Origin of the sequence: Arenimonas terrae (genome assembly GCF_006265115.1) — a bacterium.
Classification (GTDB): domain Bacteria; phylum Pseudomonadota; class Gammaproteobacteria; order Xanthomonadales; family Xanthomonadaceae; genus Arenimonas; species Arenimonas terrae.
This window is the reverse complement of the sequence record NZ_SMDR01000004.1, coordinates 25,844-39,602: the sequence shown is the minus strand read 5'-3', so window position 1 is coordinate 39,602 and position 13,759 is coordinate 25,844. Positions and strand designations below refer to the sequence as shown.

Below are 13,759 nucleotides of genomic sequence, written 5' to 3'. Positions count from 1 at the left end.
GAAAGCCTGCGGTCGAAAGGCGTGGTTCGGCTCAGCCGGCGTTAATGCCGGGTGCTCTGGCCGCGTGCTAGCGTGGCCGCGTCCCCACCGGAGATGCCGTCATGACCGTTTCGCGCGTGTTGCAGCGCCTGGCCCTGCTGTCGCTGATCGTCCTCGCCGGCTGCGCCACCGGCCCGCAGATCAGCAGCGACACCGACCCCCAGGCCGACTTCTCGAGCTACCGCAGCTTCGCCTTCTATGCGCCGCTGGCGGTGGAAAACAAGGGTTACGCCACGCCGGCCAGCTCGATCATGCGCGCCGCCGCCCGCCGCGAGATGGAAGCGCGCGGCTACACCTACAGCGAAAGCGCGCCCGACCTGCTGGTGAACATCAACGCCTACATCAGCGAGCGCGAGGACGTGATCAGCGTGCCCGAGGTGAACTACGGCTACTACTACAGCTACCGAGCCAATGCCTATTTCGCCGTGCCGTTCTGGAGCGAGCGCACCGACGTGCGCCGCTACCGCGAGGGCACGCTGAACATCGACCTGGTGGACGCGCGCGGCAAGCGCCTGGTCTGGGAAGGCGTGGCCGTGGGCCGCGTCGCCCGGCTCAAGCCCGGCGAGCGCGAGCAGCGCATCAACGGCACCATCGCCGAGATCTTCGCCGCCTATCCGCATCGCGCCGGCGGCAGCTGAACCGGCGCCGGATTCCCGGGCCGCGCATCGGCCGGACCCGGAGACCAGGCAAGAAAAAGCCGCCCCTCGGGCGGCTTTTCCGTTTCCCTGCCGGGCGCTCAGAAGTTGAGCTTTTCCGGGCTGGCCTCGAAGCGCTCGACCGACTCCAGGATCTCGCGGCGCGCGGCGTCGGCGCCCTCCCAGCCGTCGAGCTTGACCCACTTGCCCTTCTCCAGGTCCTTGTAGTGCTCGAAGAAGTGGCCGATGCGCTCGAGCCAGTGCGGGCTGACCTGGGCGATGTCGTGGATGTGGGAGTAACCGCCGAACACCTTGTCCACCGGCACGGCCAGCAGCTTGGTGTCTTCGCCCGCCTCGTCCTTCATCTTCAGCATGCCGACCGGGCGGCAGCGGATGACCGCGCCCGGGATCAGGGGCAGGGGCAGGATGACCAGCACGTCCACCGGGTCGCCGTCGCCGCACAGGGTGTGCGGCACGTAGCCGTAGTTGCAGGGGTAGCGCATCGGCGTGGACAGGATGCGGTCGACGAAGATCGCGCCCGTGGCCTTGTCGACCTCGTACTTCACCGGGTCGGCGTCCTTGGGGATCTCGATGACGACGTTGATCTCGTTGGGCACGTCGCGGCCGGTCGGCACCAGGTCCAGGGCCATGGGGAACTCCTTCTTGCCCGGGGCGCGGGCGTCTTGATGTGGGGGGCGCAAGGATACGGGAAAGGCCTGGAGCCCGCACTCGGACCGACGCCGCGGGCGGGCTAGGCAGGGCAGCGCCCAACGGCCAGAATAGGCCCGTCGTCGACCGGAAAACCCCCGCCATGGCCGAATCCCTGCTCGATCCGAAGGCGCTCGAACTGCTGCGCATGCTCGACCGCGACCAGCCCGGCTCGTTCAGCGAGTTCGTGCGCATGTTCGTGCACGAAGCGCCGGACCTGGTGAAGAAGATGGAGCAGGCCCATCTGGCCGGCGACCCGGAGGCACTGGGCAATGCCGCGCACTACCTGCGCTCGGCCGCCCTGGCCATGGGCGCGGTGCAGCTGGTGGAGGTCTGCCACGGCCTCGAGCACCTGGGCGCCGCCCAGATCCAGGCGCCCGACATGGGCGCCCGCCTGGACGACCTGCGCCGCCGCACCCGCGACGCCCTGATCCTGCTGCTCCAGGAAGTCCCCCAGATCTGATCAGGGGCGGTGCCGGGCCGCGGCCCGACACCGTTCTGGTCAGTCGCGCAGTTCGGCGACGTGGCAGCGCGGCTCGAGGCGTTCCAGCACCGCGTCCGCGGCCGCCTGCGTCGACACCGCCTGCCCGGGTGCGGCCAGGTCCGCCGTCAGCGCGCCGCTGTCCAGCGCAGCCGCGACCGCCAGTTCGACCGCCAGCGCCTCTTCCTCCAGCCCCAGCGAATGCCGCAGCAGCAGGGCGGCGCTGAGCATGGTCGCGAAGGGGTTGGCGATGCCGCGGCCGGCGATGTCCGGGGCGGAGCCGTGGATGGGTTCGTACAGGCCGCGCCGGCCGTCGCCCAGCGAGGCCGAGGGCAGCAGGCCCAGCGAACCGGCCAGCAGCGAGGCCTCGTCGGTGAGGATGTCGCCGAACAGGTTTTCGGTCACCACCACGTCGAAGTCGCGCGGGCGGGCGATCAGGTGCATGGCCATCGAGTCCACCAGCTGGTGGTCGAGCGCGACGTCGGGGTACTCCTCGCGGCCGATCCGGGTGGCGGTCTCGCGCCACAGCCGCGACGTCTCCAGCACGTTCGCCTTGTCCACCGACACCAGTTTTCCGCGGCGCGCGCGCGCGAAGCCGAAGGCGCGGCGCAGCACGCGCTCGATCTCCAGCACGCTGTATTCGCACAGGTCGCTGGCGCGGTCGGCGTGGCGCTGCTTCTCGCCGAAGTACAGGCCGCCGGTGAGCTCGCGCACCACCAGCAGGTCGACGCCGGCGAGCAGGTGCGGTTTCACCGGCGAGGCGCCCAGCGCGACCGGATGCGGGCGCACCGGCCGCAGGTTGGCGTACAGGCCCAGCGCCTGGCGCAGCGCCAGCAGGCCCTGCTCCGGCCGCACGGTCGCGGACGGGTCCGACCACTTCGGCCCGCCGACCGCACCGAGCAGGATCGCATCGGCCTGGCGGCAGGCGGCCAGCGTCGCGGCCGGCAGCGGCTCGCCGGTAGCATCGATCGCCGCACCGCCGATCAGGTGGGTCTGGAAGCGGAAGTCGTGGCCGTAGCGGCGGCCGACCGCCTGCAGGGTGGCCACCGCCGCGCGGGTGACTTCGGGACCGATGCCGTCACCGGGCAGGACGACGATTTCAGAAGCCATGGCGGAACTCCGGAGTCTGTCGGGTTTCGTAGCGGGTGATGTCGGGGCTGCGGGCGAGCAGGTAGCCCAGTTCGTCCACGCCCTCGAGCAGGCAGGTGCGGGCGAAGGCGTCGAGTTCGAAACGGTGCGCTTCGCCGGCGGGTGTGCGCAGTTCGCCGGCGGCGATGTCGATCTCCAGGACGTCGTCGGGGCGCCGCATCAGGTCCTGCACGGTGCCTTCGTCCAGCACCACCGGCACCAGGCCGTTCTTGAGCGCGTTGGCGCGGAAGATGTCGGCGACCTGGCTGCTGACCACGGCGCGCAGGCCGGCGTCCACCAGGGCCCAGGGCGCGTGCTCGCGGGAGCTGCCGCAGCCGAAGTTGCGCCCCGCGATCAGGATCGAGCGGCCGGCGTTCTGCGGACGGTTCAAGGCGAAGTCCGGGTCCACGCTGCCGTCGCTGCGCTTGCGCCAGTCGGCGAAGGCATGCTGCCCCAGCCCCGTGCGCGTGGTCGTGGACAGGAAACGCGCGGGAATGATCCGGTCGGTGTCGATGTTGGCCTGCGCCAGCACGACGCTGGCGGAGCGGATGTGGCGGATGGCGGTGCTCATGCGGCCTCCGTGGCGGCGGTCTCGAGTTCGCGCACGTCGGCCACGACGCCGGCCACCGCCGAGGCGGCGGCGGTCAGCGGCGAGGCGAGCAGGGTGCGGGCCCCGGGGCCCTGGCGGCCCTCGAAATTGCGGTTGCTGGTGCTGACCGCCAGCTGCCCGGGCGCCACCAGGTCGCCGTTCATGGCGATGCACATCGAACAGCCCGGCTCGCGCCACTCGGCGCCGGCGGCGCGCACGATGACGTCAATGCCCTCGGCTTCGGCCTCGCGCTTGACCTGTTCGGAGCCCGGCACCACCAGCATGCGCACGCGCGGATGCACGCGGCGGCCGTCGAGCACCCGGGCGACGTCGCGCAGGTCCGACAGCCGGCCATTGGTGCAGGATCCGACGAACACCACGTCCACCGGCGTGCCGGCGATGTGCGCGCCGGCCTGCAGCTGCATGTAGGCCAGCGCCTTGGTCTCGGCGCCGTCGGCCGGCGCCGGAATGCGCTGGTCCACCGCCAGCGCGGTGCCCGGGTGCGTACCCCAGGTCACCGTCGGGCGGATGCCGCGCGCGTCGATGCGCACTTCCTGGTCGAACGCCGCGTCCGGATCGCTGGCCAGGGTGCGCCAGTGCGCGATCGCCTCGTCCAGCGCCTCGCCGGTCGGCGCGCGCGGCGTTTTCGCCAGCCAGGCGAACGTGGTCGCGTCCGGCGCCACCAGGCCGGCGCGCGCGCCGGCTTCGATCGCCATGTTGCACAGGGTCATGCGCTGCTCCATCGACATCGCCCGCACGGTGGAGCCGCGGAATTCGATGACGTGGCCGGTGCCGCCGTTGACGCCGATGCGGCCGATCACGTGCAGCACCACGTCCTTGGCACCGACGCCGGGGCCGAGCTCTCCGTCGATCGTGATCGCCAGCGCGCGCGGCTTGCGTTGCAGCAGGCACTGGGTGGCCAGCACGTGGCCGACCTCGCTGCTGCCGATGCCGAAGGCCAGGGCGCCGAACGCGCCGTGGGTGCTGGTGTGGCTGTCGCCGCAGACGATGGTCTGGCCCGGCTGGGTCAGGCCGAGTTCGGGCGCGACCACGTGCACGATGCCGCGGCGGGCATCGCCCAGGTCGAACAGCTCGATGCCGTGCCGCGCGCAGTTGCGCCGCAGCGCCTCGACCTGCGCCTCGGACTGGGCGCTGGCATAGGGCAGGCGGCCGTCGGTGGCGGCGGGCAGGGTCGGCGTCGAATGGTCGAGCGTGGCCTTGGTGCGGTCGGGCCGGCGCGGCGACAGGCCGCGGGCCTCGAGTTCGGTGAAGGCCTGCGGCGAGGTCACCTCGTGCACCAGGTGCAGGTCGACATAAAGCACGGCGGGCGCGTCGGCGGTTTCGGGTACGACCACGTGGGCGTCCCAGAGTTTGTCGAGCAGGGTCTTGGGCGGGGCCATGGGATCCTCAGGCAGTGGCGGCGTAGGTGGCCGGCGCTTCGCGCTGGCGCAGGATGCGGTTGGCGACGTCGAGCCAGGCCAGGGCGCTGGCTTCGATGATGTCGCGGCTGGTGCCGACGCCGGTGTGCTCGGCGCCTTCGCAGCGCACGCTCAGGCTGGCTTCGCCGCGGGCGTCGGCGCCGATGCCGATGCTGTGCACCTGGTAGCTCTCGAGCTGCATCGGCACGCCGGTGGCGCGGGTCATGGCCTCGAAGAGCGCGGCGACGGGGCCGTCGGCTTCGGCGATCTCGGCGACCAGGTGGCCCTCGGGGTCGGAGAGTTCGACGTGGGCGCGGGCGCGCTTGCCGCTGTCGCTGACCGACAGTGCGGCCAGCCGGTAGCCGCGGCCGGCCGCGTCCGGGTCGCCCGTCACCAGCACCTGCAGGTCGGCGTCGCGCACCAGGCGCTGGTGGTCGCAGAGCTTCTTGAAGGCGGCGAAGACCCGCTCGAACTCGAACTCCTCGAGCACGAAGCCCAGCGCCCGCAGCCGGTCGTTCACTGCGTGCCGGCCGCTGTGCCGGCCCAGCACCATCTGCGATGCCGGCCAGCCGACGTCTTCCGGCCGCATGATCTCGTAGGTATTGCGGTTGCGCAGCATGCCGTGCTGGTGGATGCCGGCTTCGTGCGCGAAGGCGTTGGCGCCGACCACGGCCTTGTTGCGCTGGACGGTCATGCCGGTCAGCCGCGACAGCAGGCGCGAGGCCGGCAGCAGCGCCCGGGTGTCGATGCCGGTGCCGGTGCCGTAACGCGCGCCGCGCACCTTCAGCGCCATCACGATCTCTTCCAGCGCGGCGTTGCCGGCGCGTTCGCCGATGCCGTTGATGGTGCACTCGACCTGGCGCGCGCCGCCCTCGATCGCGGCCAGCGAGTTGGCCACGGCCAGGCCCAGGTCGTCGTGGCAGTGCGCGCTGAACACCGCCTGCCCGGCGCCGCGCACGCCGGCGATCAGGCGCTGGAACAGGCCGCGGATCTCCTCGGGCGTGGTGTAGCCGACGGTGTCGGGCACGTTGATGGTGCGCGCACCGGCGGCGATCGCCTCGCTGAAGACCTCGACCAGGAAGTCCTCCTCGGTGCGCAGCGCGTCCTCGGCCGAGAACTCGACGTCCTCGACGTAGCGCCGCGCCAGCCGCACGCCTTCGATGGCGCGCTCGAGCACCTGCTGCCGGCTCAGGCCGAGCTTGTGCTCGCGGTGCAGCGGGCTGGTCGAGATGAAGACGTGGATGCGCGGCCGGCGCGCCTTCTCCAGCGCCTTGGCGGCGGCCTCGATGTCGCCGGGCGCACAGCGCGACAGCGCGCACAGCGACGGCCGCTGGATCTCGGCGGCGATCAGCCGGGTCGCCTCCATGTCGCTGGCCGAGCTGGCCGGGAAGCCGGTCTCGATCACGTCCACGCCGAGCTCGGCGAGTGCGCGCGCCATCACCAGCTTCTGGGCCGGACGCAGACTGCAGCCGGGCGATTGTTCGCCGTCGCGCAGGGTGGTGTCGAAGATCCGGATGCGGTCCGTGGTCACGGCGTGCACTCCTGCAGCAAGGGGGTTTGTTCCAGAACGGGGATCGGCAGCCGGACGACCGGCGCCGTGGGAAGGGAGGCGGGCAGGGGCCTGGCCTGCTGGCGGCGGCGCGGCCTGCGCGGCGCGCGTGGCCGCACGTCGGAGAGCAGGCCGGCGAGCACGGCGGCGTCGATGTTTCCGCCGGAGACCACCGCGCACTTGTTGCGGCCGGCGACGCGGCGCCCGGCCGCCAGGGCCAGCGCGCCGGCGCCTTCGGCGATCACGTGTTCCTCCAGCGCCAGGCGCACCAGGGTTTCGTGCAGCTCGGCTTCACGCACGATCACCAGGTCGTCGAGCAGGCCGGCCAGCAGGCGGCGGGTGAGCTGGCCCGGATGGCGCACGCGCACGCCGTCGGCCAGCGTGGGGCCGGGTACCGGCGCGCTGTCGTCGCCGCGCAGCACGCGCGCCATCGCGTCCACGCCCTCGGGCTGGGCGCCGACGATGCGCACGCCCTGCGACTTGAGCGCCAGGGCGACGCCGGCGGCCAGGCCGCCGCCGCCGATCGGCACGATCACCACGTCCGGCGCGTGCGCTGCCAGTTCGAGACCGACCGTGCCCTGGCCGGCGATCACCTCGGGATCATCGAAAGCGGACAGGAAGCGATAGCCGTGCAGCCCCGCCAGCTCCAGCGCGAAGGCGCGCGCCTCGTCGAAGCTGGCGCCGTGCATGCGTACCGTGGCGCCCCAGTGGGCGACGCCGGCGATCTTGGTTTCCGGCGCGCCGAGCGGCATCACGGTGATCGCCTGCATGCCCAGCCGGTGCGCGGCCCAGGCCAGGCCCTGGGCGTGGTTGCCGGCCGAGGCGGCGATCACCGGGCGGCGGTCGCCGCGCTCGCGCGCGGCCAGCAGCGCGTTCAATGCGCCGCGCACCTTGTAGGAGCCGGTGCGCTGCAGGTTCTCGAGCTTGAGCCAGGTGCCGAAACGCTCCGCGTAATGCAGCGGCGTCGGCGGCAGGTAGCGGCGCAGGCGCGCGTGCGCGGCCAGGACGTCGGCGACGCCGACGACATCCGGGGTCAGAGTCGATTTAACTTCCGTCCGCGAGGGATGGCGCGAGGCTGTCGTCCCGCTCGGCCGCGGAAGATAAATCGACTCTGACCCCGGATTGGAGGGCGTCATACGCTCGTCAGCCAGTGCGTGTGCGCCGGCGAGCCGCCGCGCACGACGCGCAGGTAGCGGGCGCGCAGTTCATTGGCGACCGGCGTGGCGCCGTAGGCCCTGCGGTCCAGCGCCGCCACCGGCATCACCTCGGCCGAGGTGCCGGTGAGGAAGACCTCGTCGGCCTCCAGCAGCTCCTCCAGCGTGACCGGCCGCGACGCTGCACCCGCCAGTTCGACGATGGTGTCGCGGGTGATGCCCGGCAATGCGTCTGGGTGTTCGACCGCGACCACTTGACCGCCCTTGACCAGGAAAACGTTGACGCCGGTGCACTCGACCACGAACCCCGCGTCATCCATGAACAGCGCATCGTCGAACCCGCGGCTGCCGGCCTCGCGCTTGGCCAGGATCGAGTTGACGTAGGCGCCGCTGAGCTTGAGCGGCGGCAGCGCTTCGGCGCGGTTGCGGCGGAAGGGCGAGACGGTCAGGCGTACGGGCTTGTCGCCCAGGTGCGGCTTCCACGGCATCGAGGCCACCATCAGGTGCCGGCTCAGCGGCGCGACGTCCAGGCCCAGCGAGCCGGTGCCGTACCAGAGCAGCGGCCGCACATAGGCGTCGCGGTGCTGGTTGGACTGCAGCACCGCGATCACCGCCGCCGCCGCTTCGACGACGTCGAACCTGGCGCCGAAAGCCTCGGCGCCCTTGCGCATGCGCTCCAGGTGCTCGGGCAGGCGGAACACGGCCGCGCCGTCGGGCGTGGCGTAGCTGCGGATGCCTTCGAACACCGCCGTGCCGTAATGCATGGCGTGGGTGGTGAGCGGGGCGGCCAGTTGGTCCTGCGGGCCGATGCGGCCGTCGAACCAGAGATTCAGGGACATGGGGCGATCTCCACGGAAAGGCAGTCGTGCAACTGTTCGATCTGGCGCTGCAGGGGCTCGGGTGGGCGCTGGCCGCGCACGGTCAGCTGCACCCGCCAGTCGCCGCCGTCGGGCGGCTGCTCGCCGGCGATGGCGAGCGGCGTGAAGCCGCGGCGCTCGGCGGTGCCGAGCACCCGCAGCAGGGCGCCTTCGGCCGGGCGCAGCACCAGTTCAAGCCGGTAGCGCATGGGCGGGCTCCGGCGCGGGCGACGCCACGGCGGCGGCTTCGCCCTCCAGCATCGTCGCGTTGCTGTGGTTGGGCGGCACCAGGGGCCAGACATTGCTGCGGGCGTCGATGGCGACATGCAGGAAGGCCGGACCCGGCGTGGACATCAGCGCGTGCAGGGCATCCTCCACGTCGGCCCGCTGGTCGACCTGCAGCGCGGGAATGCCGAACACGCGCGCCAGGGCCGCGAAGTCCGGGTTGTCGCTCAGGTCGACTTCGCTGTAGTTGCGGTCGAAGAACAGCTCCTGCCACTGCCGCACCATGCCAAGGGCCTGGTTGTCGAGCAGCACCATCTTGATCGGCAGCTTGCAGCGCGCGACCGTCGCCAGCTCCTGCAGGTTCATCATGAAACTGCCGTCGCCGCTGACCAGCACCACCGTGCGGTTGGGGCAGGCGAACTGCGCGCCGATCGCCGCCGGCAGGCCGAAGCCCATCGTGCCCAGCGCGCCGCTGGTCAGGTGGTTGCGCGGGTGGCTGAACTTCCAGTGCTGCGCGACCCACATCTGGTGCTGGCCGACATCGCAGGCGACGATCGCATCTCGCGGCGCGATCTCGGACAGGCGGCGCAGCAGGGCCGGGGCGTATACGTCGCGGCCCGGGGCGTCGTAACGCGCGGCGTGGCGTTCGCCCTGCTCCAGGCAGTGCCGGCGCCAGTCGCCACAATCCGGGTGCACGCCGGTCAGCGACTTCAGCGCGGTGGCGACATCGCCGGGCACGGCGACATCGGCCTGGCGCAGTTTGCCGATTTCGCGGCGGTCGGCATCCAGGTGCACGATGCGCGCGCGCGGTGCGAACTCGGCCAGCTTGCCGGTGGCGCGGTCGTCGAAACGCGCGCCGACCACGATCAGCACGTCGGCCTCCTGCACGGCCATGTTGGCGGCGCGGCAGCCGTGCATGCCCAGCATGCCCAGCAGCAGCGGGTGGCCGGTGGGCAGGGCGCCCAGGCCGCGCAGGGTCAGCACGGTCGGGATGCCGCTGGAATCGACGAAACCGCGGAAGGCATTCACCGCTTCCGCCAGCGCGATGCCGCCGCCGCCGTAGATCACCGGGCGTTCGGCCGCTTCGATCGCGGCGATCGCTGCCGCAAGGGATTCCCGCGACGGCGGCGGGGGAGGCACCGCCGCCGCGGGAATCTTCGGGGAAAGATGCGAGGCGTCGGCCAGCTGCACGTCCTTGGGCAGGTCGATCAGCACGGGGCCGGGGCGGCCTTCGCGGGCGATGCGGAAGGCTTCGTGCACGACCTCGGGCAGGTCGTCGACGTGACGCAGCAGGAAGCTGTGCTTGACGATCGGCAGGGTCATGCCGAACACGTCCAGTTCCTGGAAGGCGTCGGTGCCCATCAGCGCGGTCGAGACCTGGCCGGTGATCACCACCATCGGCGCCGAGTCGAGGAAGGCGTCGGCGATGCCGGTCACCAGGTTGGACGCGCCTGGGCCGGACGTGGCGATGCAGACACCGACGCGGCCGCTGGCGCGGGCGTAGCCGTTCGCGGCCAGGGCCGCGCCTTGTTCGTGCCGCACCAGGATGTGCCTGAGTTTCGAGCCGGTGAGGGCGTCGTAGAAGGGCATGATCGCGCCGCCGGGATAGCCGAACAGGCGGTCGGTGCCTTCGGCCTCGAGGCATCGCGCCAGCAGCTGCGCGCCGTTTTGTCGGGTTTTCATGCGGCGGCGGCCTCCGCCGTGGGTCGGGGCGCGGCGGGCCGCGCGGGCTGCACGTTGCCGTCGGCGCCGATCCAGCTCATCGCCGCGCGCAGCTTGCGGCCGGTGGCTTCGATCGGGTGGTCGAGGTCGGCCTGCTTCAGGGCCTTGTAGTTCGGGTTGCCGGCGGCGTATTCGGCGATCCACTGGCGCGCGAAAGTGCCGTCCTGGATTTCGGCCAGGATCTTCTTCATCTGCGCGCGGGCGTGCGCGTCGATGACGTAGGGCCCGCGGGTGAGGTCGCCGTACTGCGCGGTTTCGCTGATGAACTCGTGCATGCGGGTGATGCCGCCTTCGTACAGCAGGTCGACGATCAGCTTGAGTTCGTGCAGACACTCGTAATACGCGACCTCCGGCTGGTAGCCGGCCTCGACCAGGGTTTCCCAGCCGGCCTGGACCAGCTTGGTCGCGCCGCCGCACAGCACCGCCTGCTCGCCGAACAGGTCGGTCTCGGTCTCTTCCTTGAAGGTGGTCTTGATCACGTTGGCGCGCGCGCCGCCGAGGCCGGCCGCGTAGGCCAGGGCCAGCTGTTCGGCGCGGCCGCTGGTGTCCTGCTGCACGGCGTAGACGCAGGGCACGCCGCGGCCAATTTCAAACTCGCGCCGCACCAGCGCACCCGGGCCTTTCGGGGCGACGAGCACGACGTCCAGGTCCGCGCGGGGCGCGATCTGCCCGTAGTGCACGTTGAACCCGTGGGCGAACAACAGGCAGGCGCCCTTGGCGAGGTAGGGCTCGATGGCTTCGCGATACAGCCGCGGCTGCACCATGTCCGGCGTCAGCACCGCGACCAGCTCCGCGCCGGCGACGGCTTCCGCCGGCGTCTTCACGGTGAAGCCATCGGCCTGCGCCTTGGCCTCGGTCGGACCGCCGGGACGCAGGCCGACCGTGACCTCGAAACCGGATTCACGCAGGTTCAGCGCATGCGCGCGGCCCTGGCTGCCGTAGCCGACGACGGCGATCCGCGGGCGGGGTGGGTTCGGGGTCTTGGCATGGGACTGGGTCATGGCGGCGGGTCCTTGGGTTGGAGGTCAGGCGTGAAGGGAAAGGGGGGTCAGGTCCATTTCTCGAAGCAGGGTCAGGGGGTCTCCGCGACGGCCGGGTCCGGAACGTGAACCTGAGCTCCTTTCCCCGCTTCGATCAGCTGCGCGGCGATGCGCGTGGGCTTTCGTACCGGCGCCGGGCTGGTGACGGCGCCGAGCGACGCCGAGCCGACATCGCGCGCGTACTTGGCGAGCGCGCCGCCGGCGACGCGCGGCGCGATGCGCGCGGGCCCGCGGGCCGTCAGGTCGGCGTCGACATCGATGCGGCGCGTGGCGACGTCGATGCGCACGCGGTCGCCCTCGCGCAGGCGCGCGATCGGGCCGCCGCGCGCGGCTTCGGGCGAGACGTGGCCGACCATGAAGCCGTGGGTGGCACCGGAAAAGCGGCCGTCGGTCACCAGCGCGACGTCGTTGCCCAGGCCCTGGCCGACCAGGGCCGCGGTCACCGCCAGCATTTCGCGCATGCCGGGGCCACCGGCCGGGCCCTCGAAGCGGATCACCACCACATCGCCGGCGTGGATTGCGCGCGACTGCACGGCGGCGAAAGCGGCGTCTTCGGAATCGAACACGCGGGCCGGGCCTTCGAAGTGGTCGCGGCCGTGGCCGGCGAGCTTGACGATGCAGCCCTCGGGTGCCAGGTCGCCGTAGAGGATCGAATAGCCACCGCGCGGTTTCAGCGGCCGGGACACGGGGAACACGCAGTCCTGCGGCGCGGGCGTCGGCACCGCGTCCAGTTCGGTGAACAGCGTGCGGCCGGTCACTGTCGCCCCATCCAGCAACAGGCCGGCCGCACGCAACGCGTTGGCGATCAGGGCGCTGCCGCCCATCTCGAACATCTCGGCGGCGGTGTAACGACCGCCCGGCTTGAGGTCGGCGATGACCGGCGTGCGCGCGGCCTGCTCGAAATCCTCCAGCGTGAACTCGACGCCGGCCTCGTGCGCGATCGCCAGCAGGTGCAGGGCGGCATTGGTGGACCCGGCCGTGGCGGAAACGGCGCGGGCGGCATTGGTGAATGCCGCCCGCGTCAGGATCGTCGATGGCGTGGGGCCCTGGTCGCGATGCCGCTGCATCACCAGCTCGCCGCAGGCGAAGGCGGCCGCGGCCTTGTCGGGATGCAGCGCCGGGATGTCGTTCAGGCCCAGCGGCGACAGGCCCAGGAAGGTCAGCACCATCGCCATCGTATTGGCGGTGAACTGGCCGCCGCAGGCGCCGGCGCCGGGGCAGGCGTGGCGTTCGACCTCGGCCAGGCCGGCGTCGTCGAGCGTGCCGGCGGAATGGGCGCCGACCGCTTCGAACACATCCTGCACCGTGAGTTTCCTGCCCTTGCACTGCCCCGGCATGATCGTGCCGCCGTAGAGGATGGCGCTGGGCAGGTCCAGGCGCGCCAGCGCCATCGCGGCGGCGGGAATGGTCTTGTCGCAGCCCACCAGCACCACCACGCCGTCCAGGCAGTGGCCGCTGACGGCCAGTTCGATCGAGTCGGCGATGGTTTCGCGCGAGGCCAGCGAGGCGCGCATGCCTTCGCTGCCCATCGCGATGCCGTCGGTGATCGCGATGGTGTTGAACTCGACCGGCGTGCCGCCCGCGGCCTGGATGCCGGCGCGCGCGTGCTGCGCCAGGTCGCGCAGCGTCAGGTTGCAGGGCGAGACGTCGGACCAGGTGTGCACCACCGCGATGAGCGGTTTTGCGATGGCGGCGTCGTCCAGCCCGGTGGCGCGCAGCATCGCGCGGGCGGGGGCGCGGGCGGGGCCTGTCTTGATCGCGTCGCTGTTCACGGCATCGGGTCCTGGTGGTTTTCCAGGCCCCGAAACGAGAAACCCCGCACCGTTTCCGGTGCGGGGTTCTAGTTTCGAGGCGTTGGCTCTAGGTTTCTACGCGCTCGTCTATCCCGCACCGGTGAGGGTGGTAATAAGGACGACGACGACGGTAAGCAGCGCGACGGACGCGACGAAGAGACCGGCCGGGAGGGTCGGCTTCAGGGTCTGGGCGGTGGCGGCTGCGGAAGGCATGGGTCGAGAGAAACACGGCCAAAAAACGATGTCAATAGCCAGCGTGAAGTTTTTTCAAGATCGGGTAGTTTTTGAATCTCTACTCCAATCAGGTGTTTGCGGCCGTCGCGCGGCCCCGTTCGGCGGATTCTCCGACACCGGCCCCGGCGGGTTCACGCACGGATAACCGCGATGTCGGATGGTGGGACCAGGCATCGGCCCGGCCGTT

At 71.5% G+C, this 13,759-nt stretch carries 13 protein-coding genes; 2 read left to right on the top strand and 11 right to left on the bottom strand.

All coding sequences use genetic code 11. From position 1 onward, the window contains the following. The first annotated feature begins 101 nt into the window (after positions 1-101). Positions 102-677 carry a DUF4136 domain-containing protein gene (locus tag E1B00_RS14040; protein ID WP_139449881.1) on the top strand — a complete coding sequence of 192 codons (576 nt, stop codon included), beginning with the start codon at positions 102-104 and terminating at the stop codon, positions 675-677. A gap of 98 nt (positions 678-775) precedes the next feature. Here the strand turns inward: E1B00_RS14040 and ppa are convergent, their stop codons facing one another. Beyond that, the gene (ppa, locus tag E1B00_RS14035; RefSeq protein WP_139449879.1) at positions 776-1,324 is read right to left on the bottom strand and encodes an inorganic diphosphatase; all 549 of its coding nucleotides are present in this window, start codon (positions 1,322-1,324) and stop codon (positions 776-778) included. 161 nt (positions 1,325-1,485) lie between these two features. Here ppa and E1B00_RS14030 point away from each other — a divergent pair, with 161 nt between their 5' ends. Continuing rightward, complete coding sequence (locus E1B00_RS14030) at positions 1,486-1,845, top strand: Hpt domain-containing protein (protein WP_139449877.1); 360 nt, start codon at positions 1,486-1,488, stop codon at positions 1,843-1,845. A 39-nt stretch (positions 1,846-1,884) separates the two neighbouring features. On the opposite strand, the gene leuB is transcribed toward E1B00_RS14030, so the two are convergent. The 10 genes from leuB to ilvD form a co-directional block, all read right to left on the bottom strand. Further along, positions 1,885-2,973, bottom strand: a complete 1,089-nt coding sequence (leuB, locus tag E1B00_RS14025) for a 3-isopropylmalate dehydrogenase (RefSeq protein ID WP_139449875.1) — start codon at positions 2,971-2,973, stop codon at positions 1,885-1,887. Beyond that, positions 2,963-3,562 carry a 3-isopropylmalate dehydratase small subunit gene (gene leuD / locus E1B00_RS14020; protein ID WP_139449873.1) on the bottom strand — a complete coding sequence of 200 codons (600 nt, stop codon included), beginning with the start codon at positions 3,560-3,562 and terminating at the stop codon, positions 2,963-2,965. Before leuD ends, leuB begins: the two co-directional genes overlap by 11 nt. After that, a complete protein-coding gene (gene leuC, locus E1B00_RS14015; protein WP_139449871.1) occupies positions 3,559-4,980 on the bottom strand; it encodes a 3-isopropylmalate dehydratase large subunit in 1,422 nt (473 codons plus the stop codon). Before leuC ends, leuD begins: the two co-directional genes overlap by 4 nt. A gap of 7 nt (positions 4,981-4,987) precedes the next feature. Next, on the bottom strand, positions 4,988-6,538 hold the full coding sequence (locus E1B00_RS14010; RefSeq protein WP_425456519.1) for a 2-isopropylmalate synthase: 1,551 nt from the start codon (positions 6,536-6,538) through the stop codon (positions 4,988-4,990). Continuing rightward, positions 6,526-7,683, bottom strand: a complete 1,158-nt coding sequence (locus E1B00_RS14005; RefSeq protein ID WP_139449869.1) for a threonine dehydratase — start codon at positions 7,681-7,683, stop codon at positions 6,526-6,528. Before E1B00_RS14005 ends, E1B00_RS14010 begins: the two co-directional genes overlap by 13 nt. Then, positions 7,680-8,540 (bottom strand): aminotransferase class IV, encoded by an 861-nt coding sequence (locus tag E1B00_RS14000; RefSeq protein ID WP_139449867.1) that lies wholly within the window; start codon positions 8,538-8,540, stop codon positions 7,680-7,682. The genes E1B00_RS14005 and E1B00_RS14000 overlap by 4 nt, the downstream gene beginning before the upstream one ends. Then, positions 8,531-8,767, bottom strand: a complete 237-nt coding sequence (locus E1B00_RS13995; RefSeq protein WP_139449865.1) for an ACT domain-containing protein — start codon at positions 8,765-8,767, stop codon at positions 8,531-8,533. Before E1B00_RS13995 ends, E1B00_RS14000 begins: the two co-directional genes overlap by 10 nt. Continuing rightward, positions 8,751-10,466, bottom strand: coding sequence for an acetolactate synthase 2 catalytic subunit (ilvG, locus tag E1B00_RS13990; RefSeq protein WP_139449863.1), 1,716 nt, complete (start codon positions 10,464-10,466; stop codon positions 8,751-8,753). Before ilvG ends, E1B00_RS13995 begins: the two co-directional genes overlap by 17 nt. After that, positions 10,463-11,506: a ketol-acid reductoisomerase gene (gene ilvC, locus E1B00_RS13985; RefSeq protein WP_139449861.1), complete on the bottom strand. Its 1,044-nt coding sequence runs from the start codon at positions 11,504-11,506 to the stop codon at positions 10,463-10,465. Before ilvC ends, ilvG begins: the two co-directional genes overlap by 4 nt. Before the next feature lie 71 nt (positions 11,507-11,577). After that, positions 11,578-13,317, bottom strand: a complete 1,740-nt coding sequence (gene ilvD / locus E1B00_RS13980; RefSeq protein WP_139449859.1) for a dihydroxy-acid dehydratase — start codon at positions 13,315-13,317, stop codon at positions 11,578-11,580. Positions 13,318-13,759 lie beyond the last annotated feature (442 nt).